The 20,822-nt window shown below is 71.2% G+C and carries 16 protein-coding genes; 5 read left to right on the top strand and 11 right to left on the bottom strand.

Features of this window, described 5'->3' with window-relative positions:
* The first annotated feature begins 66 nt into the window (after positions 1-66).
* Complete coding sequence (locus PV734_RS35495; RefSeq protein WP_319096029.1) at positions 67-297, top strand: hypothetical protein; 231 nt, start codon at positions 67-69, stop codon at positions 295-297.
* 181 nt (positions 298-478) lie between these two features.
* On the opposite strand, the gene PV734_RS35500 is transcribed toward PV734_RS35495, so the two are convergent.
* From PV734_RS35500 to PV734_RS35530, 7 genes are all read right to left on the bottom strand, one after another.
* A complete protein-coding gene (locus PV734_RS35500; protein WP_319096028.1) occupies positions 479-1,345 on the bottom strand; it encodes a serine protease in 867 nt (288 codons plus the stop codon).
* Positions 1,346-1,571: 226 nt separating this feature from the next.
* A complete protein-coding gene (locus PV734_RS35505; protein ID WP_006375893.1) occupies positions 1,572-3,107 on the bottom strand; it encodes an RNA polymerase sigma factor in 1,536 nt (511 codons plus the stop codon).
* A 515-nt stretch (positions 3,108-3,622) separates the two neighbouring features.
* Complete coding sequence (locus PV734_RS35510; RefSeq protein ID WP_319096027.1) at positions 3,623-4,510, bottom strand: FadR/GntR family transcriptional regulator; 888 nt, start codon at positions 4,508-4,510, stop codon at positions 3,623-3,625.
* Positions 4,511-4,672: 162 nt separating this feature from the next.
* On the bottom strand, positions 4,673-6,766 hold the full coding sequence (locus PV734_RS35515) for an ATP-binding cassette domain-containing protein (RefSeq protein ID WP_319293531.1): 2,094 nt from the start codon (positions 6,764-6,766) through the stop codon (positions 4,673-4,675).
* A 111-nt stretch (positions 6,767-6,877) separates the two neighbouring features.
* A complete protein-coding gene (locus tag PV734_RS35520) occupies positions 6,878-7,636 on the bottom strand; it encodes an NUDIX hydrolase (protein ID WP_044472053.1) in 759 nt (252 codons plus the stop codon).
* A 130-nt stretch (positions 7,637-7,766) separates the two neighbouring features.
* Positions 7,767-9,686 carry a glycogen debranching N-terminal domain-containing protein gene (locus PV734_RS35525; protein ID WP_319293533.1) on the bottom strand — a complete coding sequence of 640 codons (1,920 nt, stop codon included), beginning with the start codon at positions 9,684-9,686 and terminating at the stop codon, positions 7,767-7,769.
* A gap of 764 nt (positions 9,687-10,450) precedes the next feature.
* Positions 10,451-12,022 (bottom strand): DUF4192 domain-containing protein, encoded by a 1,572-nt coding sequence (locus tag PV734_RS35530; protein WP_319293535.1) that lies wholly within the window; start codon positions 12,020-12,022, stop codon positions 10,451-10,453.
* Positions 12,023-12,164: 142 nt separating this feature from the next.
* Here PV734_RS35530 and PV734_RS35535 point away from each other — a divergent pair, with 142 nt between their 5' ends.
* Positions 12,165-12,428 carry a GlsB/YeaQ/YmgE family stress response membrane protein gene (locus PV734_RS35535; RefSeq protein WP_319096022.1) on the top strand — a complete coding sequence of 88 codons (264 nt, stop codon included), beginning with the start codon at positions 12,165-12,167 and terminating at the stop codon, positions 12,426-12,428.
* Between the two features lie 200 nt (positions 12,429-12,628).
* Positions 12,629-12,820: a hypothetical protein gene (locus PV734_RS35540; protein ID WP_319096021.1), complete on the top strand. Its 192-nt coding sequence runs from the start codon at positions 12,629-12,631 to the stop codon at positions 12,818-12,820.
* Between the two features lie 89 nt (positions 12,821-12,909).
* Here the strand turns inward: PV734_RS35540 and PV734_RS35545 are convergent, their stop codons facing one another.
* Positions 12,910-15,069 carry a RecQ family ATP-dependent DNA helicase gene (locus tag PV734_RS35545; RefSeq protein WP_319096020.1) on the bottom strand — a complete coding sequence of 720 codons (2,160 nt, stop codon included), beginning with the start codon at positions 15,067-15,069 and terminating at the stop codon, positions 12,910-12,912.
* Between the two features lie 491 nt (positions 15,070-15,560).
* Here PV734_RS35545 and PV734_RS35550 point away from each other — a divergent pair, with 491 nt between their 5' ends.
* Positions 15,561-16,202: a hypothetical protein gene (locus PV734_RS35550; protein ID WP_319096019.1), complete on the top strand. Its 642-nt coding sequence runs from the start codon at positions 15,561-15,563 to the stop codon at positions 16,200-16,202.
* Positions 16,203-16,709: 507 nt separating this feature from the next.
* Here the strand turns inward: PV734_RS35550 and PV734_RS35555 are convergent.
* The 3 genes from PV734_RS35555 to PV734_RS35565 form a co-directional block, all read right to left on the bottom strand.
* Positions 16,710-17,402, bottom strand: coding sequence for a hypothetical protein (locus PV734_RS35555; RefSeq protein WP_319293537.1), 693 nt, complete (start codon positions 17,400-17,402; stop codon positions 16,710-16,712).
* Positions 17,403-17,470: 68 nt separating this feature from the next.
* A complete protein-coding gene (locus PV734_RS35560; RefSeq protein WP_319293538.1) occupies positions 17,471-18,172 on the bottom strand; it encodes a ribonuclease HII in 702 nt (233 codons plus the stop codon).
* 105 nt (positions 18,173-18,277) lie between these two features.
* Positions 18,278-18,901: a TetR/AcrR family transcriptional regulator gene (locus PV734_RS35565; protein ID WP_319293540.1), complete on the bottom strand. Its 624-nt coding sequence runs from the start codon at positions 18,899-18,901 to the stop codon at positions 18,278-18,280.
* 223 nt (positions 18,902-19,124) lie between these two features.
* Here PV734_RS35565 and PV734_RS35570 point away from each other — a divergent pair, with 223 nt between their 5' ends.
* Entirely contained in the window at positions 19,125-20,684 is a 1,560-nt protein-coding gene (locus tag PV734_RS35570) for an MFS transporter (RefSeq protein ID WP_319293542.1), read from the top strand.
* Positions 20,685-20,822 lie beyond the last annotated feature (138 nt).

A 20,822-nucleotide genomic window follows, 5' to 3' on the forward strand; every position in this document is an offset into this window, starting at 1 on the left:
AACGTTTTCGGCCTGGTTGGATGTTGACCCTGGTACGACAGCTCGTCGAGCTAGAGAAGAGGCGACGTGACTACTGTTCTGACCCCCGCGAGCCCGCTGACGGCCGCTGATCGCTGCGACCGCTGTGGCGCCCAGGCATACCTTCGCGTTGTCTTGGCGAGCGGCGGAGAACTGCTCTTCTGCGCCCACCACGGTCGCAAGTTCGAGCCGGAACTCAAGAAGATCGCCGCTGAGATACAGGACGAGACGGAGCGACTGACGACCGTTCCCGCCAGCTCAACCGAAGAAGCGCACTGATACCCACGCTTCGACGACGAGCCAGCTCCGGCACAGGCCGGTTGATTCGGGCGGCCACTCCTGCACTCAGGAGTGGCCGCCCGCTTCACGTAAGCCGTTCACGGTCTCTCTGTCGCGCCACTACGGGGCCGGCAGGCGGAGGAGGGACCGGAAAACCTCTCAGACCGCCGCACAGGGCTCCTCAGCGGCCGTTCCCGGGGACGGGGGCAGCGCCCCACCCCATCGTCCTCACGGCGTCCGAGATCCGCGTATAGACGCCCGGGCTGCCGGGCCGTCCACAACCGCTCCCCCAGGACACGAGCCCGACCAGTCGGCCCTGAGCCACCAGCGGTCCACCGCTGTCCCCCTGGCAGGCGTCCGGTCCCCCCACGGCCTCGCCCGCGCACAGCATGCTGTCGGCTCGGTACGTCCCGTCGGCGCTGCCCGGATATGCCCGCTCACAGAGCGAGTCGGACAGCACGTGCACCCGCGCGGCCCGCAGACTGCGCGCGTAGTCGCCGCCTCCCGTGATGTCACCCCAGCCGTAGACCGTGGCACTCGTATCGGGCCGGTAGGCAGGATCGCCCGCCCCCGCCATCCCGATGACCGAGTTCTCCGGGAGGGCCTCGGCGAGGGTGAGCACGGCGAAGTCCCCGGCGTTGCTGAGTCTGTCGTAGCCGGGATTGACCCAGGTGTCGCGCACGGCGATCTCCCTGCCCTGGGCCGACGTCAGGTCCGTACGCCCGGTGATGACCTTCAGGTCCTTCGCACGGTGTGGCGGCGCCCCCAGGACGTCCTCGCCCATGCAGTGGGCCGCGGTCAGTACGGTGGTCCGGCCGACAGCCACACCGCCGCAGAACTGACCGGCCCGCGTACCCCCGAACCGGTCACGGCTGGACAGCGCCACCGTCCACGGGCCCTCGGACACGTCGATCGGGAATCCGCCGACGACGACGCCGTCGGCCGTGGCAGGGGCGGCGGACGCCAGCGGTATGACGGCTGCCGCGGCCGCCAGAACCAGCGACCGGGTCAGCGCCCGGGACAGGGCCCGGACAAACGGATGACGCATGCGCGCTCCTCACTCAGGGATGATCACGAGAAACCCAGAGTGATCCAACGGGCCGCGCCCCGCACGCGCGCGCCACGAACGAGGGACACCTCCGACAGAAGCGCCCCGCTCCGCACGCGCCGAGCCGCACTCCCCGCGCGCCGGTGCGACGATCCGCACCGGCTCAGCACGAAGGCCCGGCCTCCCGTCGCGGGAAACCGGGCCTTGCGTGTCGTACGACCGCGACCTAGTCGAGGTAGTCGCGCAGCACCTGGGAACGCGACGGGTGGCGCAGTTTCGACATGGTCTTGGACTCGATCTGGCGGATGCGCTCGCGGGTGACGCCGTACACCTTGCCGATCTCGTCGAGGGTCTTCGGCTGACCGTCGGTGAGACCGAAGCGCATCGAGACGACGCCCGCCTCGCGCTCGGAGAGAGTGTCGAGGACGGAGTGCAACTGCTCCTGGAGGAGCGTGAAGCTGACGGCGTCGGCCGGCACGACCGCCTCGGAGTCCTCGATCAGGTCACCGAACTCGCTGTCGCCGTCCTCACCCAGGGGGGTGTGGAGGGAGATCGGCTCACGGCCGTACTTCTGGACCTCGATGACCTTCTCCGGGGTCATGTCGAGTTCCTTGGCCAGCTCCTCCGGGGTGGGCTCGCGGCCCAGGTCCTGGAGCATCTGACGCTGCACGCGCGCGAGCTTGTTGATGACCTCGACCATGTGCACCGGGATACGGATGGTGCGGGCCTGGTCGGCCATGGCGCGGGTGATCGCCTGACGGATCCACCAGGTGGCGTACGTCGAGAACTTGTAACCCTTGGTGTAGTCGAACTTCTCCACCGCGCGGATCAGACCGAGGTTGCCCTCCTGGATGAGGTCCAGGAAGAGCATGCCGCGGCCGGTGTAACGCTTGGCCAGAGAGACCACCAGGCGGAGGTTGGCCTCCAGGAGGTGGTTCTTGGCGCGGCGGCCGTCCTCGGCGATGATCTCCAGCTCGCGCTTGAGCTTCGGGGCGAGCTTGTCGGCGTTGGCCAGTTTGTCCTCGGCGAAGAGACCTGCCTCGATGCGCTTGGCGAGCTCGACCTCCTGCTCGGCGTTGAGCAGCGGGACCTTGCCGATCTGCTTGAGGTAGTCCTTGACCGGGTCGGCGGTGGCGCCGGCGACGGCGACCTGCTGGGCCGGCGCGTCGTCCTCGTCGTCGTCGGAGAGGACGAAGCCCTTGTTCTCGGCTCCCTCCTCTTCCTCTTCGCCGGGCTTGACGTCTTCGAGTGCCTCGTCCTCGACGGCCTCGGCGTCGTCCTTGCCGGCGGTCGTCTTCTTGGCCGCCGTCTTCTTGGCGACGGTCTTCTTCGCGACCGCCTTCTTGGCGGTCGTCGTCTTCTTGGCGGCGGCCTTCTTCGCGGGCGCCTCGTCCTCGACGGAGGACTCGGCGGAGGGAGCCGCAGGGGTGGCGGTGGCGGTGGCCTTCTTCGTGGTCACCGTCTTCGCCGCGACCGTCTTGGTGGCGGTGCGCTTGACCGGACTCTTCGCTGCGACGCTCTTTCGGGTGCGCTTTGGCTCCGCGGCACTGACCATCAGCGTCACACCCTCTTCCTCGAGGATCTGGTTGAGGCTGCGCAGTACGTTCTTCCACTGAGTGGCCGGAATCTGGTCAGCTTCGAAGGCCCGACGCACGTCGTCGCCGGCGATCTGCCCCTCGGCCTTTCCCCGCTCGATGAGCGCCATGACAGAGACGGACTCGGCGATCTCGGGCGGGAGCGTACGGGATGTGCTGGCCGACACGAACAACCTCTCGGAACGTTGGAAAACGGCTTCCGGCCCCGTCCACTACGGACAGGAGCCGACGACCGCCGACTGGGGATGGGCCGACGGCGCGGGCGGGGGCCGGGAAGATGCACAGCGCCTGGAACGGCGCCTGTATTCCCTCCGCGGCTGTCACCTATTAGGTCATCGCGCTGCTTCCGCGAGCGTTACGCCCAATCTGCGTGGCCCGAGTCACACCCCGTAAGCACTCAAAAGCTGTCAAATGCGGTTAAAGATGGTCAGGCATGGCCACGGCCAAGCCGGGCCGACCGTTCCGCGCCCGCATCTGCAGCCCGGTTCAGAGCTGTGGCGGGCGCTTCAGAACGGTTCGCCGCCGCTTCACCCCACCGCTCATCGCGCGGTGGGCCCCGTCTCGCCGTCGGACCCCGCGGAGCCCTCTCGGGTTCGGCGGGGCCCGGCAGCGACGGTTCGCGAGCCGAGCGATGTTCGCGGTGGGCGGCACGGCCCCCGTTCACGCCGCCCTCGGCTCACGGTCAGTGCTCGCGCGGGGCCGGGACCACGCGCTCCACCTCGGGGTGCACCATCAGAAGCTGCCGCATCGCCGCCTCCGCCCCCGCGCCGTCGCCCGCCGCGAGAGCCTCGACGATCCGGGCATGGTGCGCCAGGGACGCCTCGGTGGGGCGGTCGCAACCGGTGATCGGCCCGCCGGACACCTGGAGGGCGGCGGAAACGATCCCGGAGAGGTGCTCCAGCATGCGGTTGCCGGCGAGCTGGATGAGCAGCGAGTGGTACTCCGCGTCGGCGCGCGAGAACGTCAGCGCGTCACCCTGGTTCATGGCGTGGCCCATGATCTCGACCATGTCCACGAGCCGCTGCTGGACCTCCTCACGGCCATGCCCGGCGGCGAGGCGAGCGGCGAGCGGCTCGATCGTCCAGCGCAGCTCGCCGAGCTCGCGACGCTGGTTGTCGCGCTGCGGCCCGAAGGCTCGCCACTCGATGATGTCGGGGTCGAGGAGATTCCAGTCGCTGACGGGACGCACACGCGTACCCACGTTCGGCCGGGCGCTCACCAGGCCCTTGGCCTCGAGCACCCGGAGCGACTCGCGGACTACGGTGCGGGAGACCTCGAAACGCTGGCCGATCTCCTCGGGCACGAGAGGGCGGTCCGCACCCAGGTCGCCGGAGACGATCATCTGGCCCAGCTGCTGGACGAGTTGACCGTGGAGCCCGCGACCGCGGCTGCCCGCGGTGCGGCGGCCGACACGGCCCAGCTCCGGGTCCCCGGCGTCCCAGGAAGGGACTCCCACGCGGTCGGCACCGGGGGCCTCGGCGAAGGGGTAGCGGTCGAGCCCGCCCGGGCCGACGAGACCGGAGTCTGCGGAGCGGGCGGCGGTCATCATGGTGTGCGCAAGGGTACTCACGGATCCTTTGTCGGCGCCGTCTCCAACTCCCTTGAGGTCTTTGGTGAAAAGCACACGAAAGGGTGATCGCTCACCCCGTCGCAATTGACGCCTTATCGGAAAGAAACGGGCGTTCCCCGGGGAGTTGTGCGCAGGGCAGGACCGGAAGGTCACGGACGGTCGTCATCGGACCCTGCTTCGCAGGGTCGTGAGCAGATACGCGCAGAGCAGGGCAGTCAGCGACAACGTCAGCGCTCCACCGACGGGTTGGGCGATCACCCGCGCCACGGAAACCAGATACCGCTCGCCCCCGAACGGCCACTCGGCCAGGAACAGTTCCTGGGACCGCATGGCGAGTCCGGCCGCGCTCCGCATGGAGGGGCCCTCCAGGAACTTCTGTACGAGGGGCACCACGAGGACCGGTACAGCGACCACTGCGGCGAGTCCGGCGGTGGTGGACCGGAAGAGGCCCGCGGCCAGTACTCCGGCCCATGAGCAGCCGATCACGAGGCCGATCCAACTCGCGGTCAGCGCGAGCCAGTCCGCGGGAACCCTCGCCAGCTCCCGTCCGTAGACGAGATAGAGCGCTTCGGCGTCGCAGCCCACGGTGAGGACGGCCAGCAGCAGCCCGGTGACCGCGGCGACGAGGAGCTTGGCGACGAGCAGTCCCAGCCTGCGGGGCACCGTGCCGCGGTCGACCGCCAGGGCGGGGTGGCGGAACTCGTCACCGAAGGCGACGGCGCCGAGCAGCCCGGCGCCGAGTGCCGCGGGCGGCAGCGGCAGCTCCTGGGGCCAGGCGGCCAGCAGACGGTGCTGTGGCGTGTGGCCGACGCGGGCCAGGAGTACGGCGACGAGCGCGGACGAGACGAGCACGACGGCCGCGGTCAGGAACCCGGTGCCGACACCGCAGGCCCGGCGCAGCTCGTAGCGGAGGGGACGCAGCGGACTCGGAGCGGGACGGACGGAGATCGGAGGTGGGAGCGGGGGCAGAGCGTCGGAGGCGAGCACGCCGGAGGGGCACGGGCGGGCTCCCTGCGGGCGGGTGGGCGCGGACTCCGTGGAGACACGGGCAGTTGTCAGCACACGACCGGGGGCCACGTGCGGCTCCGGAACGCGTGCCGCCGGAGTGACCCCGGTTGAGGTTGCCGTTGACACGCGAAGGCCTTGTCCAACGGAACCGTGCGACGCGGAAACGTCCGCGGGGGTCACAGGACCCGGCCGCACGTCGGCGTCCTCTGACGTGACCGCGCCAGGACCCTGGCCCGCGCCGCCGATGATCTCGCCGGTTTCGACGGTCGTTCCGTCCTCGTCGGCCGTTCCTCCATCGGTCGTACGAGCCTCGCCGAGAGTCCGCGTCCCGCCGCACACCGACGTCCCGCTGCGGCGGATCGAGCCTGCTCCGGGGCCCATGTCACCGACCTCGTCGGCGAGTTGGTGTACGAGGATGCCGTGCCTGAACGCGGTCTCCCCGATGTCCGCGCAAGTGCTGCCGTACACGGAGAGCCGGTTGCCGGTTTCCCGGACGACCTCCACGGAGCGGTGTGCCGCCCGGGCCTCTTTGGTCAGCAGGGCTTCGAGACGGGTGGCGTGCGGGCTGCGGACGGCGACGCGGGGGCGCAGTCGGGTGCGGGAGAAGTCCGAGGCCTCCTGGTCGGCGACGAGTCGCCCTTGGTGCAGGGTGACGATCCGGTCGGAGGTGCGGGCCGCCTCTTTCGGGTCGCTGGTGGTGCACAGAACGGTGCCGCCCTGGGTGGCGTGGGCGCGCAGCATGCCGTGCAGCCACTGCCGTTCGCGCGCGGACAGACCGTCGGCGGGCGCGTCGAGCACGAGGGTGTGGGGGTCGGCCAGGAGGGCGCAGGCCAGGCCGAGCCGACGGTCCATGCCGCGCGACAGAGTGCCAAGGCGTTCGTCACGCAGGCTGACGAGGCCGACGACCTCCAGGACTTCGTCGGCACGGCGGACAGGGACGCCCGCCGCCGCGCACAGCATGCGGAGTTGACCTCGGACGGTGCGCGCGGGGTGCCCCGGCACATCCCCCAGGAGAACGCCGACCTCACGTGAGGGATGGGCGACGCGGTGCAGTGGGCGGCCTCTGAAGTAGGTGACTCCACGGCCCTGTTGGAGTTCGAGCATGAGCCTGAGCACTGTTGTCTTGCCTGCGCCCGGGGAGCCGAGGAGCGTCGTGACGCAGCCCGCGCGCGCCTCGAAGGAGACGTCGTCGGCGGCGGGGGGAAGATCCTTGCGAGAGTTGCTGGTCAGTCCGAAGGCCTGGATCACCCGTAGCAAGATAGCGCGTTATGTCCGTTTTCCCTGGTGTGGCGGGGCCCACTGGGAGACAAGCTCTGCTCGGGTCGGCGTTCAGCTGCGCTCATCCGCGCGGATCCGGGGTCAGACCTCGGGACGCAGCATCGGGGGGTTGAGCAGGGTGGCTCCCCCGGCTCGGAACAGCTGGGCCGGACGACCGCCCTGCCGGGTGGTCGTACCTCCGGTGGGGACGAGGAAGCCCGGTGTGCCCGTGACCTTGCGGTGGAAGTTGCGTGGGTCGAGGGCAACGCCCCACACCGCCTCGTACACGCGGCGCAGCTCTCCGACGGTGAACTCGGTCGGGCAGAACGCTGTGGCCAGCGACGAGTACTCGATCTTGGAGCGGGCGCGCTCCACCCCGTCCGAAAGGATCTGGGCGTGGTCGAAGGCGAGTGGTGCCGCCTGTTCGCCGTCGCGGCCGTAGCCGCCCTGCCGCAGCAGTTCCTCGACGGGTGCCCAGCGGGCGCTGTTGGCGTCACCGCCCGCGCGGGGAGCGGGCAGGTCGGGGGCGAGCGCGAGATGAGCGACGCTGACCACCCGCATTCGAGGATCCCGCTTGGGGTCGCCGTAGGTCGCGAGCTGTTCCAGGTGCGCGCCGTTGTCCTGGGCCGGGGCATCAGGATCGTGGGCGCGCAGTCCGGTCTCCTCGGCCAGTTCGCGCGCTGCGGCCTGCGAGAGGTCCTCGTCGGCCCGTACGAATCCGCCTGGCAGCGCCCAGCGTCCCTGAAAAGGCGGCTCCCCCCTGCGTACCGCCAGCGCGCACAGGGCATGACGACGCACGGTCAGCACGACCAGGTCCACGGTGACGGCGAAGGGCGGGAAGGCTGACGGGTCGTAGGGCATGCCGTGATCATAGTCGTCTGCCTGACGATAAACACTCCCTTCTCCAGCCGCACGCCTGAGTGGTCCAGGGTGGTCAGGCAGCGGTGTCACAGCTGCTTCCGGTCGTCCTCCCGAGACGGCTCGTCCGAGGTCACGCTCGCAGTTGCAGTCCTGCGGCAGCCTCCTCGACCATGGCGACGCCGAGCCGGCTGACCCGGACCGAGAAGGGGGCACCCGCGATCCGCAGCCCCGTCAGGCTGATCTCGCCCAACGGCACACTGCGTACCGGGCGGAGCATGACCGTGCCCGCCGGGGCGTCCGGACGGATACCGGTCAGGGTCGCGAGCAGCAGCACCCCGGAGGCTGCAGCGGTGGCCGACGGTCGGCAGGCCGCCGGGTGGGGCAACGGCGCGCTTCCTTCCGCGCGCTGCTCCCCCGCGTACATCTCCGGTAGCCGGTACTCGAAGGTGTCGGCTGCCGCCAGGAGGCCGCGCAGCAGCGAACTCGCCTCCCTCTCGTAGCCGGCGGTGGCCAGGCCCGCGACGGCCACCGCGGTCTCCTGGACCCGTACGGCACCGCTCCTGTGGCCGAACGGGTTGTAGCCCCCCTCCTTGACGCCCAGGCCACGCAGCCCCCAGCCGGAGTCCATGGCCGGGCTGCCGAACAAACGGGCGAGCTGTTCGGTCTGCACCTTGTCGAGCAGCCCGGGGGCCGGTTCGCCCTCGCCCAGCAGACCGGTGTCGAGGAGATGGGCGGCGATCGCGCCGAAGTGCGGCACGACGCGCCCGTCCGGCGTTCGGGCGGCGGCGGGTCTGCCGCCACCCCGGTCCTCGATCCAGAACTCGTCCCTGAACGCGGTGCGCAACTCCTGGGCCCACTGCCTCAGCCCGGCGCCGCCCGGTCGGCCGTAAGCGTCGAGAAGATCGGCGCCGAGGAGGGCGGCCCGATGGGCATGGGCCTGCGTCTCACAGCGCAGAGGGCCGCCCGGTCGCGGATCGGGCAGATAGGTTCCGTCGCCCACGGTCGTGCGAAGCCAGGTCAGACAGCGCTCGGCGGTCGGGAGCAGTTCCTCGGTCGCCTGTTCCGGGAGCCCCCAGCGACGGGCCTCGGCCAGGAGCACGGGGAAGAGCAGCGTGGCTTCCGTGCCTGTACAGCCGGCCGGCAGGTGTGGGCCGGCGTCCCGGCGCGGGCCAGGGAGCATGCCGGACCTCGGGCCCGGTCCCGGGAGCTGGGTGCGGGCGAGGGCTCGCAGCGTGCCCACCGCGAGCCCGGTGCCGAGGGGAAGCGTCATGCGGGCGGCAGCGAGAGCCTCGGCCGGGGCCATCCCGCAGCGCCACGGTGCCCCTGCCGCGAGATGGATGTCACCGGGATGCGCGGAGTCGCGCAGGAGCAGCGCCTGAAGGTCTTCGACGCTGGTCCGTAGCAATGTCTCGACGCGTGGGTCGTCGCCGGTGGCCCGTGCCGGGGCGAGGGGGCTCGTCGCCGCGCGGCCCACGGCCCGGACAGGTCCCGCGCCGTCCAGCCGTACGCGCAGTTCCAGGGTCGTGGAACCGCCCGGGGGAAGGTCGAGTTCCCAGCGCAGCAGGCCCGCGGAGGCCAGCGCGTCCGCGGGGGGCGGTTCGGCCGTGACGGCTGCGCCGCCGGTGGCGCTGGACCAGCGCAGGCCGGAGGCATGGACGCTGGCGGGCAGTTCCGGGCCGGCGGTGCCGGAGGCGATCATGCCCAGGTCTGCCAGGTCGGTGCCGAGTGACACCTCGACCGGCAGGCGCAGCGGGCGCGGCGCCGAGCTGTGCAGAGTGATCCGCTCGGTGCCGTCGGCGTGGCGGACGCGCTCCACGACGAGGTCGGGGTCCGGGCCACCGTCCGGGGAGACCCGTAACGTCCCGACGAAGCGGGCGCTGTCGGCGGCGGTCATCCGGGCCTGCACGGCGAGCGGTTCACGGCCGGCCACGCGCACCTGGCACCGCGCGAGCACACGTCTGCCTCCGCGATAGAAGCCCTCCAGCCCTCGGCCGGTGAGCTGCCCCTGATCCGTGGAGATCGCGAGCCCGGGGAGGGCGACGCAGATCATGGCGGTGTGGGTCGGGGGCAACTGGGCGGGGCGGCGGGCGGCAGGAGACGGGGCGAGCGACGGCCGGGAAGGGGGAGGCGGGTCGAACGGCCGTGCGCCCCTTGCCGGAGACGTGGAAGGGCGCCCGGCGCCCGGGAAGCGTGGCTCCGAGCCGCGCTGGCCCCCCGCGTCACCGGGTGGTCCGCCGCCACCTCCCCGCAGGGGCGACGTGGGTGTGCCTGCGGCACGGCGGTCGTCGTCGGCGGCCGAGGGCGGGGTCGGCGGATGCATGGGCGGCTTCTTCTGCGCTCTGGGCGCCGAGGGCGCGCTCGGCGCCCGGTAGGGGGCTTCGGCAGGACAGGGGTGATGCGGCGGCTCGGCCCGTCCTGGGGTTCCGCCACTCAGGTGAACGGACCGGGGCTCGCCCGAGTCACGCCTCCGGCGGGACAAGCCGACCGAATGGCGGTGAGGCGGGGTATGCGTCAGGCGGGTGCCGGGACGACCGCGACGGTTGTCCGCCGTGGCGCTGTCCGCCGTGGTCGGGATGGTGAGGTGGTTCCGGGCCGTCCTGGCGTCGGTCAGTACGTGGGACGCACTGCCGTTGCTCAATCGCCGGTCGCGGGTTCCACCGCTGCCGGACCGTCCGCCGACCGGCGCGCGGTCGCCTGGTCGCCGGACGCCCGTCCCGTCGTTCTTCGGCCTCCGGTCGGCCGCCCCGCCCGCACCGATCCGTCGGCCAGGCACAGGGCTGCGGCCAGAAGACGTACGCACCGCTTCGCCCCTGTTCACCCGTCGTCCCCCCTGGTGCGGTGGCCGCGAGGGGCGGCTTCCCCCGTGCCCGGGCCATGTCGACGTACGACGGACCTGCTCAGAGGCTGGGGCCGGCTTCCGCCCGTCCTCCTGGCACGGGGACGCGTCTCGGCGCCATCGGCGGGGCCCACCCGACGTCGACGCCTGGTGGCCGACTCCAGCGCCCGGGTGGCGCCGCTGATCGACGTCGAGCAGGACGGGGCACCAGGGACGCCGTCACCGGGCGGCGTGGATTCCGTACCGGCGATGGGCCGGCCCTCGCTGTCGGTTCCCTCCGCGCAGTCGGCACCGCTCGTTGCCTCGAAGCCGTCGGCGGCCTCGAATCCCTCCGGGTACTCATCCCAGCCGCTGCCCGCGCCCTCGTACGCCTCGCCGACACCGATCCGCTCGCTGCCCGGCATCGTTCCGGACCGTCCGGCGGCCGGGCGAGTCCGGCCGCCGCGCTCCGCGCGCAGACAGCGGCGGATCGACTCCGGATCCAGGCCCTCGTTGCAGGCCTGGTGCAGCAGGCGGGCGAACAGGTAACCGGGGTCCGCGCCGAGTGCCATGGCCAGGGCTTCCCTGGCCTCCAGTTCGTCGCCGGTCGACCAGGCGACCCAGCCGGCCAGCGTCAGAGGGGCCGCCGCGTGCTCGCGGTAGGGCCCGACACAGCGGCGGGCCAGAGCCCGCCAGAGGCGCAGGGCCGGTGTCGCCTCGTCGCCCTCCATCCACTCCGCCGCGCGATCGCGAGTCGTACGGTCCTGGAGGCCCAGAATCAGTGTGGCGGCCTCGTCGTGTGCGAGCAGTTCGTCGTCGCGGAGGTCTGCCGAGAGCGTGCCGGAGGCGGCGGGTGCGTCGGCGAATCGGCTCATCACGCGTCGCGCCTGGCGCAGGGTTTCCTCGGCCACGTCCGCACGGCTCACGTCGTCGAGGATCCGCGGGACCAGGCGGGCGTTCGCTGTGTCGAGCACGCGTTCCTGTTCCAGCGCCGCGGCCGTCTCCCAGGGGTGGAACCTGGCCCTCAGCTCACCCAGCGTCCCTCGCACCTGCAGGCCGGCATAGGTCGCGGCGGCAGCCAGCACCGAGGTGCCGGGCAGGCCCATGGGCACTCCGTCGTCCGGACAGCACTCGGGCGTCACACAGCAGTAGGACCAGAAGCGGTTGTCCGCGATGCAGAGAGCCTCGACCACCGGTACGTCGAGTCGGCCGCATTCGGTGCGCAGCAACTGGGCGAGTGGGCGCAGCCGTTCCCTCACCCGAAGCCGTGCTTCGCCCGCCGCCGGTTCCTGGCAGAGGTACACGACCATGCTCTCGGGGCGGGCGCCCCTGCGTTCGCTTCCGGTCACCAGACCGTGCGTCAACTGCCGCGCCACGGCGGGCCAGTCCTCAGGGTTCGCCGGAATTCCGAGTCGCGCTCGGCCGCCGAACCGGCCGCGCCCGTCCCTGTCGTGCAGCGCGACCAGGACGATGCTGTCCTCGGGGTGATAGCCCAGCAGATAGGGCAGGGCGTCGGCCAGTTCGGCCGGAGTGCGCAGGGTGACCTGATGCGTTTCGCTGCGATTCGTCATGCGGTGACCATCTCGCGGATTCGCGAGTTCCGCTTGAGCCTGTGGATAACCCCAACCAGGGACACGTCAAGGGGCGTTACCCGTCGCTTCGAACGGGCACTCGCACGTCACCAACGGACAAGGGTGAGGTGGCATACCGAACATGGAGATCTCAGGCGTCATCAGCGCGATCGTCATCGGCATCGTGATCGGTGTCCTGGGTCGGCTCGTCGTGCCCGGACGCCAGCGCATCGGCCTCCTGTGGACGATCGCGATCGGCATCATCGCCGCGTTCATCGGAACCGGTATCGCCGCCGGCCTCGACGTCGCCGACACCAATGGCGTCGACTGGGTCCAGTGGCTCATCCAGATCGCCCTCGCCGCCCTCGGCGTCGCCGCGCTCAGTAAGGTGAAGTTGCGTCACTGACAGGGCCGTTGGCCGGGCTCAAAGCATCCGTGCGGAACTCGGCAGCCGCAGTGGCCCGGCCGCGGCCGGGCCACTGCGGCGTTCCACGCCGCCCTCTCGCGGCGACACGGTGGCGCCGGCCACCGGCACGGAGGGTTCAGCCCCTGAACGGATCCGGGAAGGGTGGCCGCGGTGTCTACCGCGCTTCCCGAGATGTCTGAGTGGAGGAGCGGTCGGCCGACGGGAGGTTCGCGGGCGCTGCGAGAGAACGCTTCGAACAGCGCCGCTCGGCACAGGTGTTCGGCGGTTTCGCCGGCGCCTACCTGACCCGCCGCCTCCCCTCCCAACTGCTGCGGAGCGTCATTCTGAGCACCGCCGTACTCATGACCTTCCGGTACCGCCTGCGCGGCTGACCACACGGCGCGTGTCGCGCCCGCGAGCCCCGGTGATCAGCCCTTGCCGTCGGAGCTGACGCCTGCGGACCCGGCGGGAGGCACCCCCCTCACCCCGCCACGGCAAGGGTGAGGGGAAGTACCTGGTCGGCTCCAGTCTGGCGCAGGAGGCGGGCGCCCACGGCCAGGGTCCAGCCGGAGTCGGTGTAGTCGTCGACAAGCAGGACCGGACCGGGGGTGCTGGTCAGGGCTGCCGCGAGTTCGTCGGGCACGGTGAACGACGCGGCCAGTGCACGCAGCCGCTGGGCGGAGTTACTGCGGTGCGCCGCGTACTCCCCCGCCTGCGGGGTGTAGGCGAGGCTGCCCAGCAGCGGCAGCCTGCCGACCCGGGCCAGGCCCCCGGCCAGGGAGGAGACCAGCTGGGGGCGGCTTCGGGAGGGCATGGCGACGATCCCCACCGGCCTTGCCATCGCGTCGGGGCCGCCGCCGGCCCAGCCGCCCGGCGAGCGGGCCCAGTCCGCCACCACCGTCACGACGGCGGCCAGCACGTCGTCCGGCACCGGCCCGTCCACAGCCTGTTCCGACAGCAGCGGACGCAGTCGGTTGCCCCAGCCGATGTCCGAAAGCCTGCCCAGCGCGCGCCCGGTGGCCGCCTGCCGGCCCACGGGGATACGGCCCTTGAGGTCGACCCCGACCGCCGCCATGCCCGAGGGCCACATCCGGCGCGGCTCGACCTCGACCCCTGGACGGTCCAGTTCACCCGCCGCACCCGCGAGAGCACCGGAGGACACGGATGGATCGAGCCAGGGTCCGGCGCATGTGTCGCACCGGCCGCACGGAACCGCCTTCTCGTCATCGAGCTGCCGCTGCAGGAACTCCATCCGGCACCCCGAGGTCGCCACGTAGTCCCGCATGGCCTGCTGCTCGGCGGCCCGCTGTTTGGCGACCCAGGCGTAACGCTCGGTGTCGTACGCCCATGGCTGCCCTGTCGCGGTCCAGCCCCCCTTGACACGCTTGACCGCCCCGTCCACGTCCAGGACCTTCAGCATCGTCTCCAGCCGCGAACGCCGAAGATCCACCAGCGGTTCCAGGGCCGGCAGCGACAGCGGACGTCCCGCGTCCTCCAGAACCGCCAGGGTGCGCCGGACCTGTTCCTCGGGAGGGAAGCCCACCGAGGCGAAGTACGCCCAGATCGCCTCGTCCTCCCGCCCCGGCAGCAGCAGCACATCCGCATGATCCACGCCACGCCCCGCACGCCCCACCTGCTGGTAGTACGCGATCGGGGACGAGGGCGAGCCCAGGTGCACCACGAACCCCAGGTCCGGTTTGTCGAAGCCCATCCCGAGCGCCGATGTCGCCACCAGCGCCTTCACCCGGTTGGCCAGCAGGTCCTCCTCCGCCTGCAGCCGGTCGGCGTTCTCGGTCTTTCCCGTGTACGAGGCCACCGGATACCCGCGCTGCCGCAGGAACGCCGCGACCTCCTCCGCCGCCGCCACCGTGAGCGTGTAGATGATCCCCGAGCCCGGCAGATCCCCCAGCCGCTCGCCCAGCCACGCCAGCCGATGCGCCGCGTCCGGCAGCTCCAGCACGCCCAGCCGCAGGCTCTCCCGGTCCAGCGGCCCGCGCAGCACCAGAGCGTCGCCGCCCCCCGTGCCCAGTTGCTCGGCCACGTCCGCCGTCACCCGCGCGTTCGCGGTCGCCGTCGTGGCCAGCACCGGCACCCCTGCCGGCAGCTCCGCAAGCATCGTGCGCAACCGACGGTAGTCGGGGCGGAAATCGTGCCCCCAGTCGGAGATGCAGTGCGCCTCGTCGACCACCAGCAGACCGGTCGTGGCCGCCAGTCTGGGCAGGACCTGATCGCGGAAGTCAACCGAGTTGAGGCGCTCCGGACTGACCAGGAGGACGTCGGTCTCTCCTCGCTCGACCTCCCCGTAGATGGTCTCCCACTCCTCCGGGTTGGCCGAGTTGATCGTGCGCGCCCGGATGCCCGCCCGTGCCGCCGAGTCGACCTGGTTGCGCATCAACGCCAGCAACGGGGAGATGATCACCGTCGGGCCGGAGCCACGCCGTCGCAACAGAGCGGTCGCGACGAAGTACACCGCCGACTTGCCCCAGCCGGTGCGCTGCACGACCAGGGCACGCCGGCGCTCCTCCACCAGGGCGGCCACCGCCTGCCACTGGTCCTCCCGCAGCCGCGCCGACCCCTCCGGGGCACCGACCAGCTCGGCGAGTACGGCGTCGGCTTCTGCGCGCAGCTCCTGGTTACTCATGCCCCCCATGCAACCCCACGGCACTGACATCGGCCCAATCCTCCGACCGTGACGAAGCGGGCACGGCCCGTCCACCTCACGTCCGCAGCGCCGCATCTCCTCCTTTCGGACGACTTCGCTGTGACCGGGTGGACCCTCGCGGTGACGGCCCTGAGGCTTCGACGAACCACCGCGCATGGGGGTAGCCACTGGTCCGCGCCCCGCTCCGCTCATGACGGGGACGTGAACCAAGCCGAACAAGCGGACTAACGCCCCGTTCCCCGCCACCCCAGCCATCTACAAATGACACACCTGGCAGGGATATAATCCACAGATCACCAGAAGCCGGTCGGTGGCCCCATTTGCTCGTTGCCGCAACCCAGTTCGACAGCAAGAATTGGAGTCCGCTCCCCGCACGGCAGGTCCGTGGTCCGGCAGGGCTCCGCCGCGGTGTGCGCTCCCCCAAGTCCGATCTCCGCCCGCAGTGTGGGCGCGTAGCCGAAGGGAGGACCGTGACCTTCGGATTCGCTCCGTCCCCCGCGGCATCCATGTCGACGTCTGCCGACCTGTCCGCCGCTTCCACCAACTCAGCAGCCCGCATGCTCGAACCCGCGGAGTGGGCCGCAGCCGGGATTCCCCTGCTGCGCAATCCCCGCGAGGTCGTCAGCGGACTGCACGCGCGGCACCGTCCCGGGCCCGCGACCGCGATCGTGGCCGTCCTCGATCCGGACGAGCGGTTGCGGGCGAGTGCCTCGTTCACCCGCCGCTCGGCACCGGCCGACGGCTGGATGTTCCGTAACTCCCTGCTCGCGCAGTTGCGTCGGGTCATCCCGCACGACCTGCGTCGGCGTACTCCGGTGCGCACCGCCGTCCTGCTCTACTGCCGTGACGGCGACGCCCGTTGGACGGAGGAGGACGGCGCGTGGATGTGGGGTCTGCGTGACGCCTGCACCCTGCACGGGCTGCGCTGCGGCGCGTACATCACGCTGACCCGCGACGGCTGGCAGGTACTCGGCGAGGGCCGCGGTGGGCGGCGTCCCAACGCGGACTCGCCACCGGAGCCGTTCGCCATGTCCGAGGCACCGCCACCGCTGCCGATGCCCCGCACCGGAGGCGCCGCCTCGGACATACTGCGCCGCGCGGCAGCCCGCTGACACCGACGCCCATCGGCCGACAGGCCTCGCCTCTTCGGCGGTTCAGCGGCCGACCACCCCGTACGACTGCGCCGGTCGGCCAGGGTGGCGTCCACGTCGTACACAGCCAGTCACCGCGGACCACGGCGTCCGCCGGTACGACGTACGGCAGCGAGAACTCGCGCGCGGGCAGCACACAACTCGCCCGGACGCGCGGGCGGCACCACGGCTCAGGACTCGCCTGGACGGCGGCCGACGCGCGAGAAGACGCGCGAGAAACGGGGGCACGCGCACGCGTGCTCCCGTCGCCCTGCGACTCCCACGGACGTCGGTTACCGGTAGCCGAGGGGCAGGACACGCCAAGGGGCCGCACGGCAGCCGACGCGTTCCCGACGTTTCCACGTCGGGGCACGCCGGATCGCCCGCCGTACGGTCACCGCTTCAGGGGTCCTCCGTCAGCCGGTCCGGTGTCGCTGGACCGGCTGACCCGGGTGGTTCCCGAAGCTGCTCGGACGAACCGGAACCGGCTCAGACCCCCGCGCCCGCGCCCAGCACCGAGTTGATCAGCTGCGGGTCACCACAGCAGATCAGCAGGGCACCGGCCCGGCCGAGGGCCAGGGGAAGGGCCGCGGCGGCGGCCGTGTCGGCACCGCCGTTGACGGCGACCACGACCACGGGACGGGAGGCCGCACGGCTCAGAGCGGCGGCGTCGGCGTAGAAGACGTCGTCGCCCGCGTCGTGCTGCGCCCAGTACGGGCCCTCACCGAAGGACAGCTCGTGCGCGGCCCACGGGTGCGGATCGCCGGTGGTGATCACCAGCACCTCACCGGGGGCCCGACCCGACTCCAGGAGCAGGTCGACGGCTTCCTCGGCAGCGTCCAGCGCACCCTCGGCCGAGGCCGGGACCAGCTGGACCTTCGGAGTCGCCGGGGCCTTGGAGGCGGGCACTGAAGGGATGGACGGGACAGGGGCGGCCGGAGCCGCGGACGGCCCGGGCTTGACCGCACCGGCGGTCGAAGCCACGGCCGCGGGCGCGTCGTGCGGTGCACGCTGGGCCGGCGCGGTGGGCCGGAAGGGACCCGGACGGCCGGGACGCGGCGATGCCGCGGGGCGCGGGCCGGGTACGGGACGAGGGGTCGGCGCGCTGTGGCCACTGGCCGGAGCGACGCGGGGACCCTGGGCACTCTCGTGAATCTGAGGCTCCTCGGGAATGAGAGGCATGACTTGATATCTATCAAACACCGGTGCGACTCGCGTCGGTGGGTGGCGCATGAGCGCGAACAGAGACGTCAGAAGTCGAAGCCGAGCTGGCCCTCGATCTCCGGAACGTTCCCGCTCGCCCAACGGCGGGCCTTCTTCAGGTGCCGCCACTGGGGCAGCGCATCAAGATACGCCCACGACAGCCGGTGGTACGGGGTGGGGCCCCGCTCCTCCAGCGCGGCCCTGTGCACGGGCGACGGATACCCGGCATTGGCCGCAAAATTGAAGTCTGCATGGTCGACACCCAGTTCGGCCATCATTTTGTCGCGCTGGACCTTGGCGATCACGGACGCGGCCGCGACCGCCACGCACGACTGGTCACCCTTGATCACCGTACGGACCTGCCACGGCGACCCCAGGTAGTCGTGCTTCCCGTCGAGGATGACCGCATCCGGACGGACCGGCAAGGCTTCCAGGGCGCGCTCCGCGGCGAGCCGCAGCGCGGCCGTCATCCCAAGGTCGTCGATCTCCTCGTGAGAGGCGTGCCCCAACGCGTACGACGTCACCCATTCCCGCAGTACGTCCGCGAGTTGGGTACGCCGCTTGACCGCGAGGAGCTTGGAGTCGGTGAGTCCCTCGGGAGGCCGCCGCAGACCGGTGACCGCCGCACAGACGGTGACAGGACCGGCCCACGCACCGCGCCCGACCTCGTCGACGCCGGCGACGACCTTGGCTCCGGTCGTGGCGCGCAGCGAGCGCTCGACAGTGTGGGTGGGTGCTTCGTACGGCATGGCGGTCTTAGCGTACGCCGCCCGGAAGGCCCCGCGACACCCGGCTCCCCCAAGCGACTTGAGGGCGACCGCGAGGCACGCCCCGACGGCCCTCCGGAGGGGACTTCAGGCACGGCCCGCCCGCAGTAGCGGAACCATCAACTGGTCGATCATCTCCTCGATGTCCCGCTCCTCCCATTCGCTCGCGCACACCTTCGCGCGGTACATCATCATCGCCGGAATGGCGTCGAAGACATAGCCGTTGGCAGCGTCGGGACGGGTCTCTCCCCGCTCGATCCCGCGGTCGATGATCTCCCGGAGAAGTCTCGCCGAGGGCTCGATGAGCGCCCGGAAGATCACACTCTGAAAGCGCTCCGCCTGGGGACTGTCGCATTCGTGAATCACCGAGCGCAGCGCGAATCCGGAGCGCGAGAACATGGTCTCCCGCACCTGCCGGCACAGCTCCAGAAGGTCGTCCCGCACGCTCCCGAGGTCGGGCGCCCGATCGAGGCTCGGCAGTCCGGCCTGCAACGCGTCCGCGACGAGATCCTCCTTGGAGGGCCAGCGCCGGTAGACCGCGGCCTTGCCGGTCTGGGCGCCGGCGGCGACGCCCTCCATCGTGAGCCCGTTCCAGCCGACCGTGCTGAGCTGATCCAGCGCGGCATCGAGGATCGCGCGTTCGAGCACGGCGCCGCGCCGACGGGGGGAGGCCGCCTGGGCGGGGGCAGCCGTCCAGCGCGAGGTAACCATCTGAGTGTCTCCAGCGGGCAGGGGGGAGCGGGGAGTGCAAGTATTTATGGGGATTGTCGGTATTGAGGGGATCGCCGACGACGTGAATCGCCGAGATTACCCGGGCAACCGGGACACGACACGGCGGCGGCTTCAGTGAACGCTTGCGTTCACTGTCGGGGACTCACTACCGTTCGACGCGACAGTGAACGCGAGCGTTCACTATTGCTCCTATGGGGGACCCATGGTCACTACCTCTTCGTTGTTGAAGGACCAGAAGCCAGGTGCGGCCCGCCGGGAGGGGCATCCCGGCATAGCGCTCACCGTCATCGCGGCCTGCCAACTCATGGTGGTACTCGACGCGACGATTGTGAACATCGCGCTGCCGCACATTCAAGACGCTCTCAAGTTCAGCACCACCGACCTCACCTGGGTGGTCAGCGCCTACACACTCACCTTCGGCGGCCTGCTGCTGCTCGGCGGGCGGGCCGGCGACATCCTCGGCCGCCGCCGGGTCTTCATGACCGGCATCCTGCTGTTCATCGCCGCCTCCCTGCTGGGCGGACTCGCCCAGGAACCCTGGCAGTTGCTGGCCGCGCGTGCCCTGCAGGGCGTCGGCGGGGCGATCGCCTCGCCGACCGCGCTGGCGCTCATCACCACCACGTTCGCCGAAGGCCCGGAGCGCAACCGGGCGTTCGGGGTCTTCGCCGCCGTATCGGCAGGCGGCGGCGCCGTCGGTCTGCTCGCCGGCGGCATGCTCACGGAGTGGCTCAACTGGCGCTGGGTGCTCTTCGTCAACGTACCGATCGGCATCCTGATCGCCGTGCTCACGCCGATGTACATCGGCGAGTCCGAACGCCACCCGGGCCGCTTCGACGTCGTGGGCGCACTGACCTCGACGCTGGGCATGGCGTCCCTCGTGTACGGCTTCATCCGCGCGGCGGAGAAGGGCTGGCGGGACAGCCTGACCCTGGCGTCCTTCGCCACGGCGGTGGTCCTGCTCGCCGCCTTCGTCTTCGTGGAGATGCGCGCCAAGGAGCCGATCACCCCGCTGAAGATGTTCGCCGACCGCAACCGCTCGGGCACGTACGTGATCATGCTGAGCCTGGCCGCGGCGATGTTCGGCATGTTCTTCTTCATCGTCCTCTTCGTGCAGAACGTGCTGCTGTACACGCCGATCGAGGCGGGCCTCGCATTCCTGCCGGTGACCGTCGCGATCGCCACGGGCGCGGGGCTTTCGCAGCGGTTCCTGCCGGTCCTGGGGCCCAAACCGTTCATGCTGGTCGGCTCGGCACTGGCCACGCTCGGCCTCGCCTGGCAGGCCTTCATCACCCCCGACAGTTCCTACGTCGGCGGGGTTCTCGGCCCGATGCTGGTGTTCGGCTTCGGTATGGGCCTGAACTTCGTGACGCTGACCCTGACGGCCGTCTCCGGGGTCGCCGCACACGAGGCGGGTGCCGCGTCCGGGCTGCTCAACGTCACTCAGCAGGTGGGCGGTTCGCTCGGCCTCTCCATCCTGACGACGGTGTTCGGCTCGGCCAGCCGCGACGAGGCGGGGAAACAGGTGTCCAAGTTCCTCGCCGAGGCGACGGCGGGACAGAAGGCGGAGTTCGCCAGAACCGGTCAGCTTCCCGCTCCCTGGAGCCACGAGGTCCTCGCCCACGGCATCTCCACGGCGTTCATCCCCGCCGCCGCGATGGCCACCCTGGCCCTCGCCACCGCCTGGTTCGTGATCCGCGTCCGCAAGAGCGACCTGGACGCCCTCGCGGGCACGGCCAGCACCGCGGGCCCGGCCGGCGGCTGATCCCCCGGCAGCGGGCCGGCGGGCGTCCCCGGCGGGGTGGCGGCCGACCGGTCGGCGGTACGTCGCTCCGGTCACCTGAGCGACGTACCGCAGGCTTGCGGAAACTCGCGTGACGGCATCCGTGGCAACCCCCGCGAG

It is taken from the genome of Streptomyces sp. AK08-02, from assembly GCF_033795085.1.
GTDB lineage: Bacteria > Actinomycetota > Actinomycetes > Streptomycetales > Streptomycetaceae > Streptomyces > Streptomyces echiniscabiei.

Bases quoted from the DNA above. Each gene is read 5' to 3' on its own strand.
- PV734_RS35545 (WP_319096020.1), bottom strand. From the start codon at position 15,069: ATGAGTAACCAGGAGCTGCGCGCAGAAGCCGACGCCGTACTCGCCGAG.
- PV734_RS35520 (WP_044472053.1), bottom strand. From the start codon at position 7,636: ATGCCCTACGACCCGTCAGCCTTCCCGCCCTTCGCCGTCACCGTGGAC.
- PV734_RS35500 (WP_319096028.1), bottom strand. From the start codon at position 1,345: ATGCGTCATCCGTTTGTCCGGGCCCTGTCCCGGGCGCTGACCCGGTCG.
- PV734_RS35525 (WP_319293533.1), bottom strand. From the start codon at position 9,686: ATGATCTGCGTCGCCCTCCCCGGGCTCGCGATCTCCACGGATCAGGGG.
- PV734_RS35555 (WP_319293537.1), bottom strand. From the start codon at position 17,402: ATGCCTCTCATTCCCGAGGAGCCTCAGATTCACGAGAGTGCCCAGGGT.
- PV734_RS35530 (WP_319293535.1), bottom strand. From the start codon at position 12,022: ATGACGAATCGCAGCGAAACGCATCAGGTCACCCTGCGCACTCCGGCC.
- PV734_RS35560 (WP_319293538.1), bottom strand. From the start codon at position 18,172: ATGCCGTACGAAGCACCCACCCACACTGTCGAGCGCTCGCTGCGCGCC.
- PV734_RS35565 (WP_319293540.1), bottom strand. From the start codon at position 18,901: ATGGTTACCTCGCGCTGGACGGCTGCCCCCGCCCAGGCGGCCTCCCCC.
- PV734_RS35570 (WP_319293542.1), top strand. From the start codon at position 19,125: ATGGTCACTACCTCTTCGTTGTTGAAGGACCAGAAGCCAGGTGCGGCC.
- PV734_RS35535 (WP_319096022.1), top strand. From the start codon at position 12,165: ATGGAGATCTCAGGCGTCATCAGCGCGATCGTCATCGGCATCGTGATC.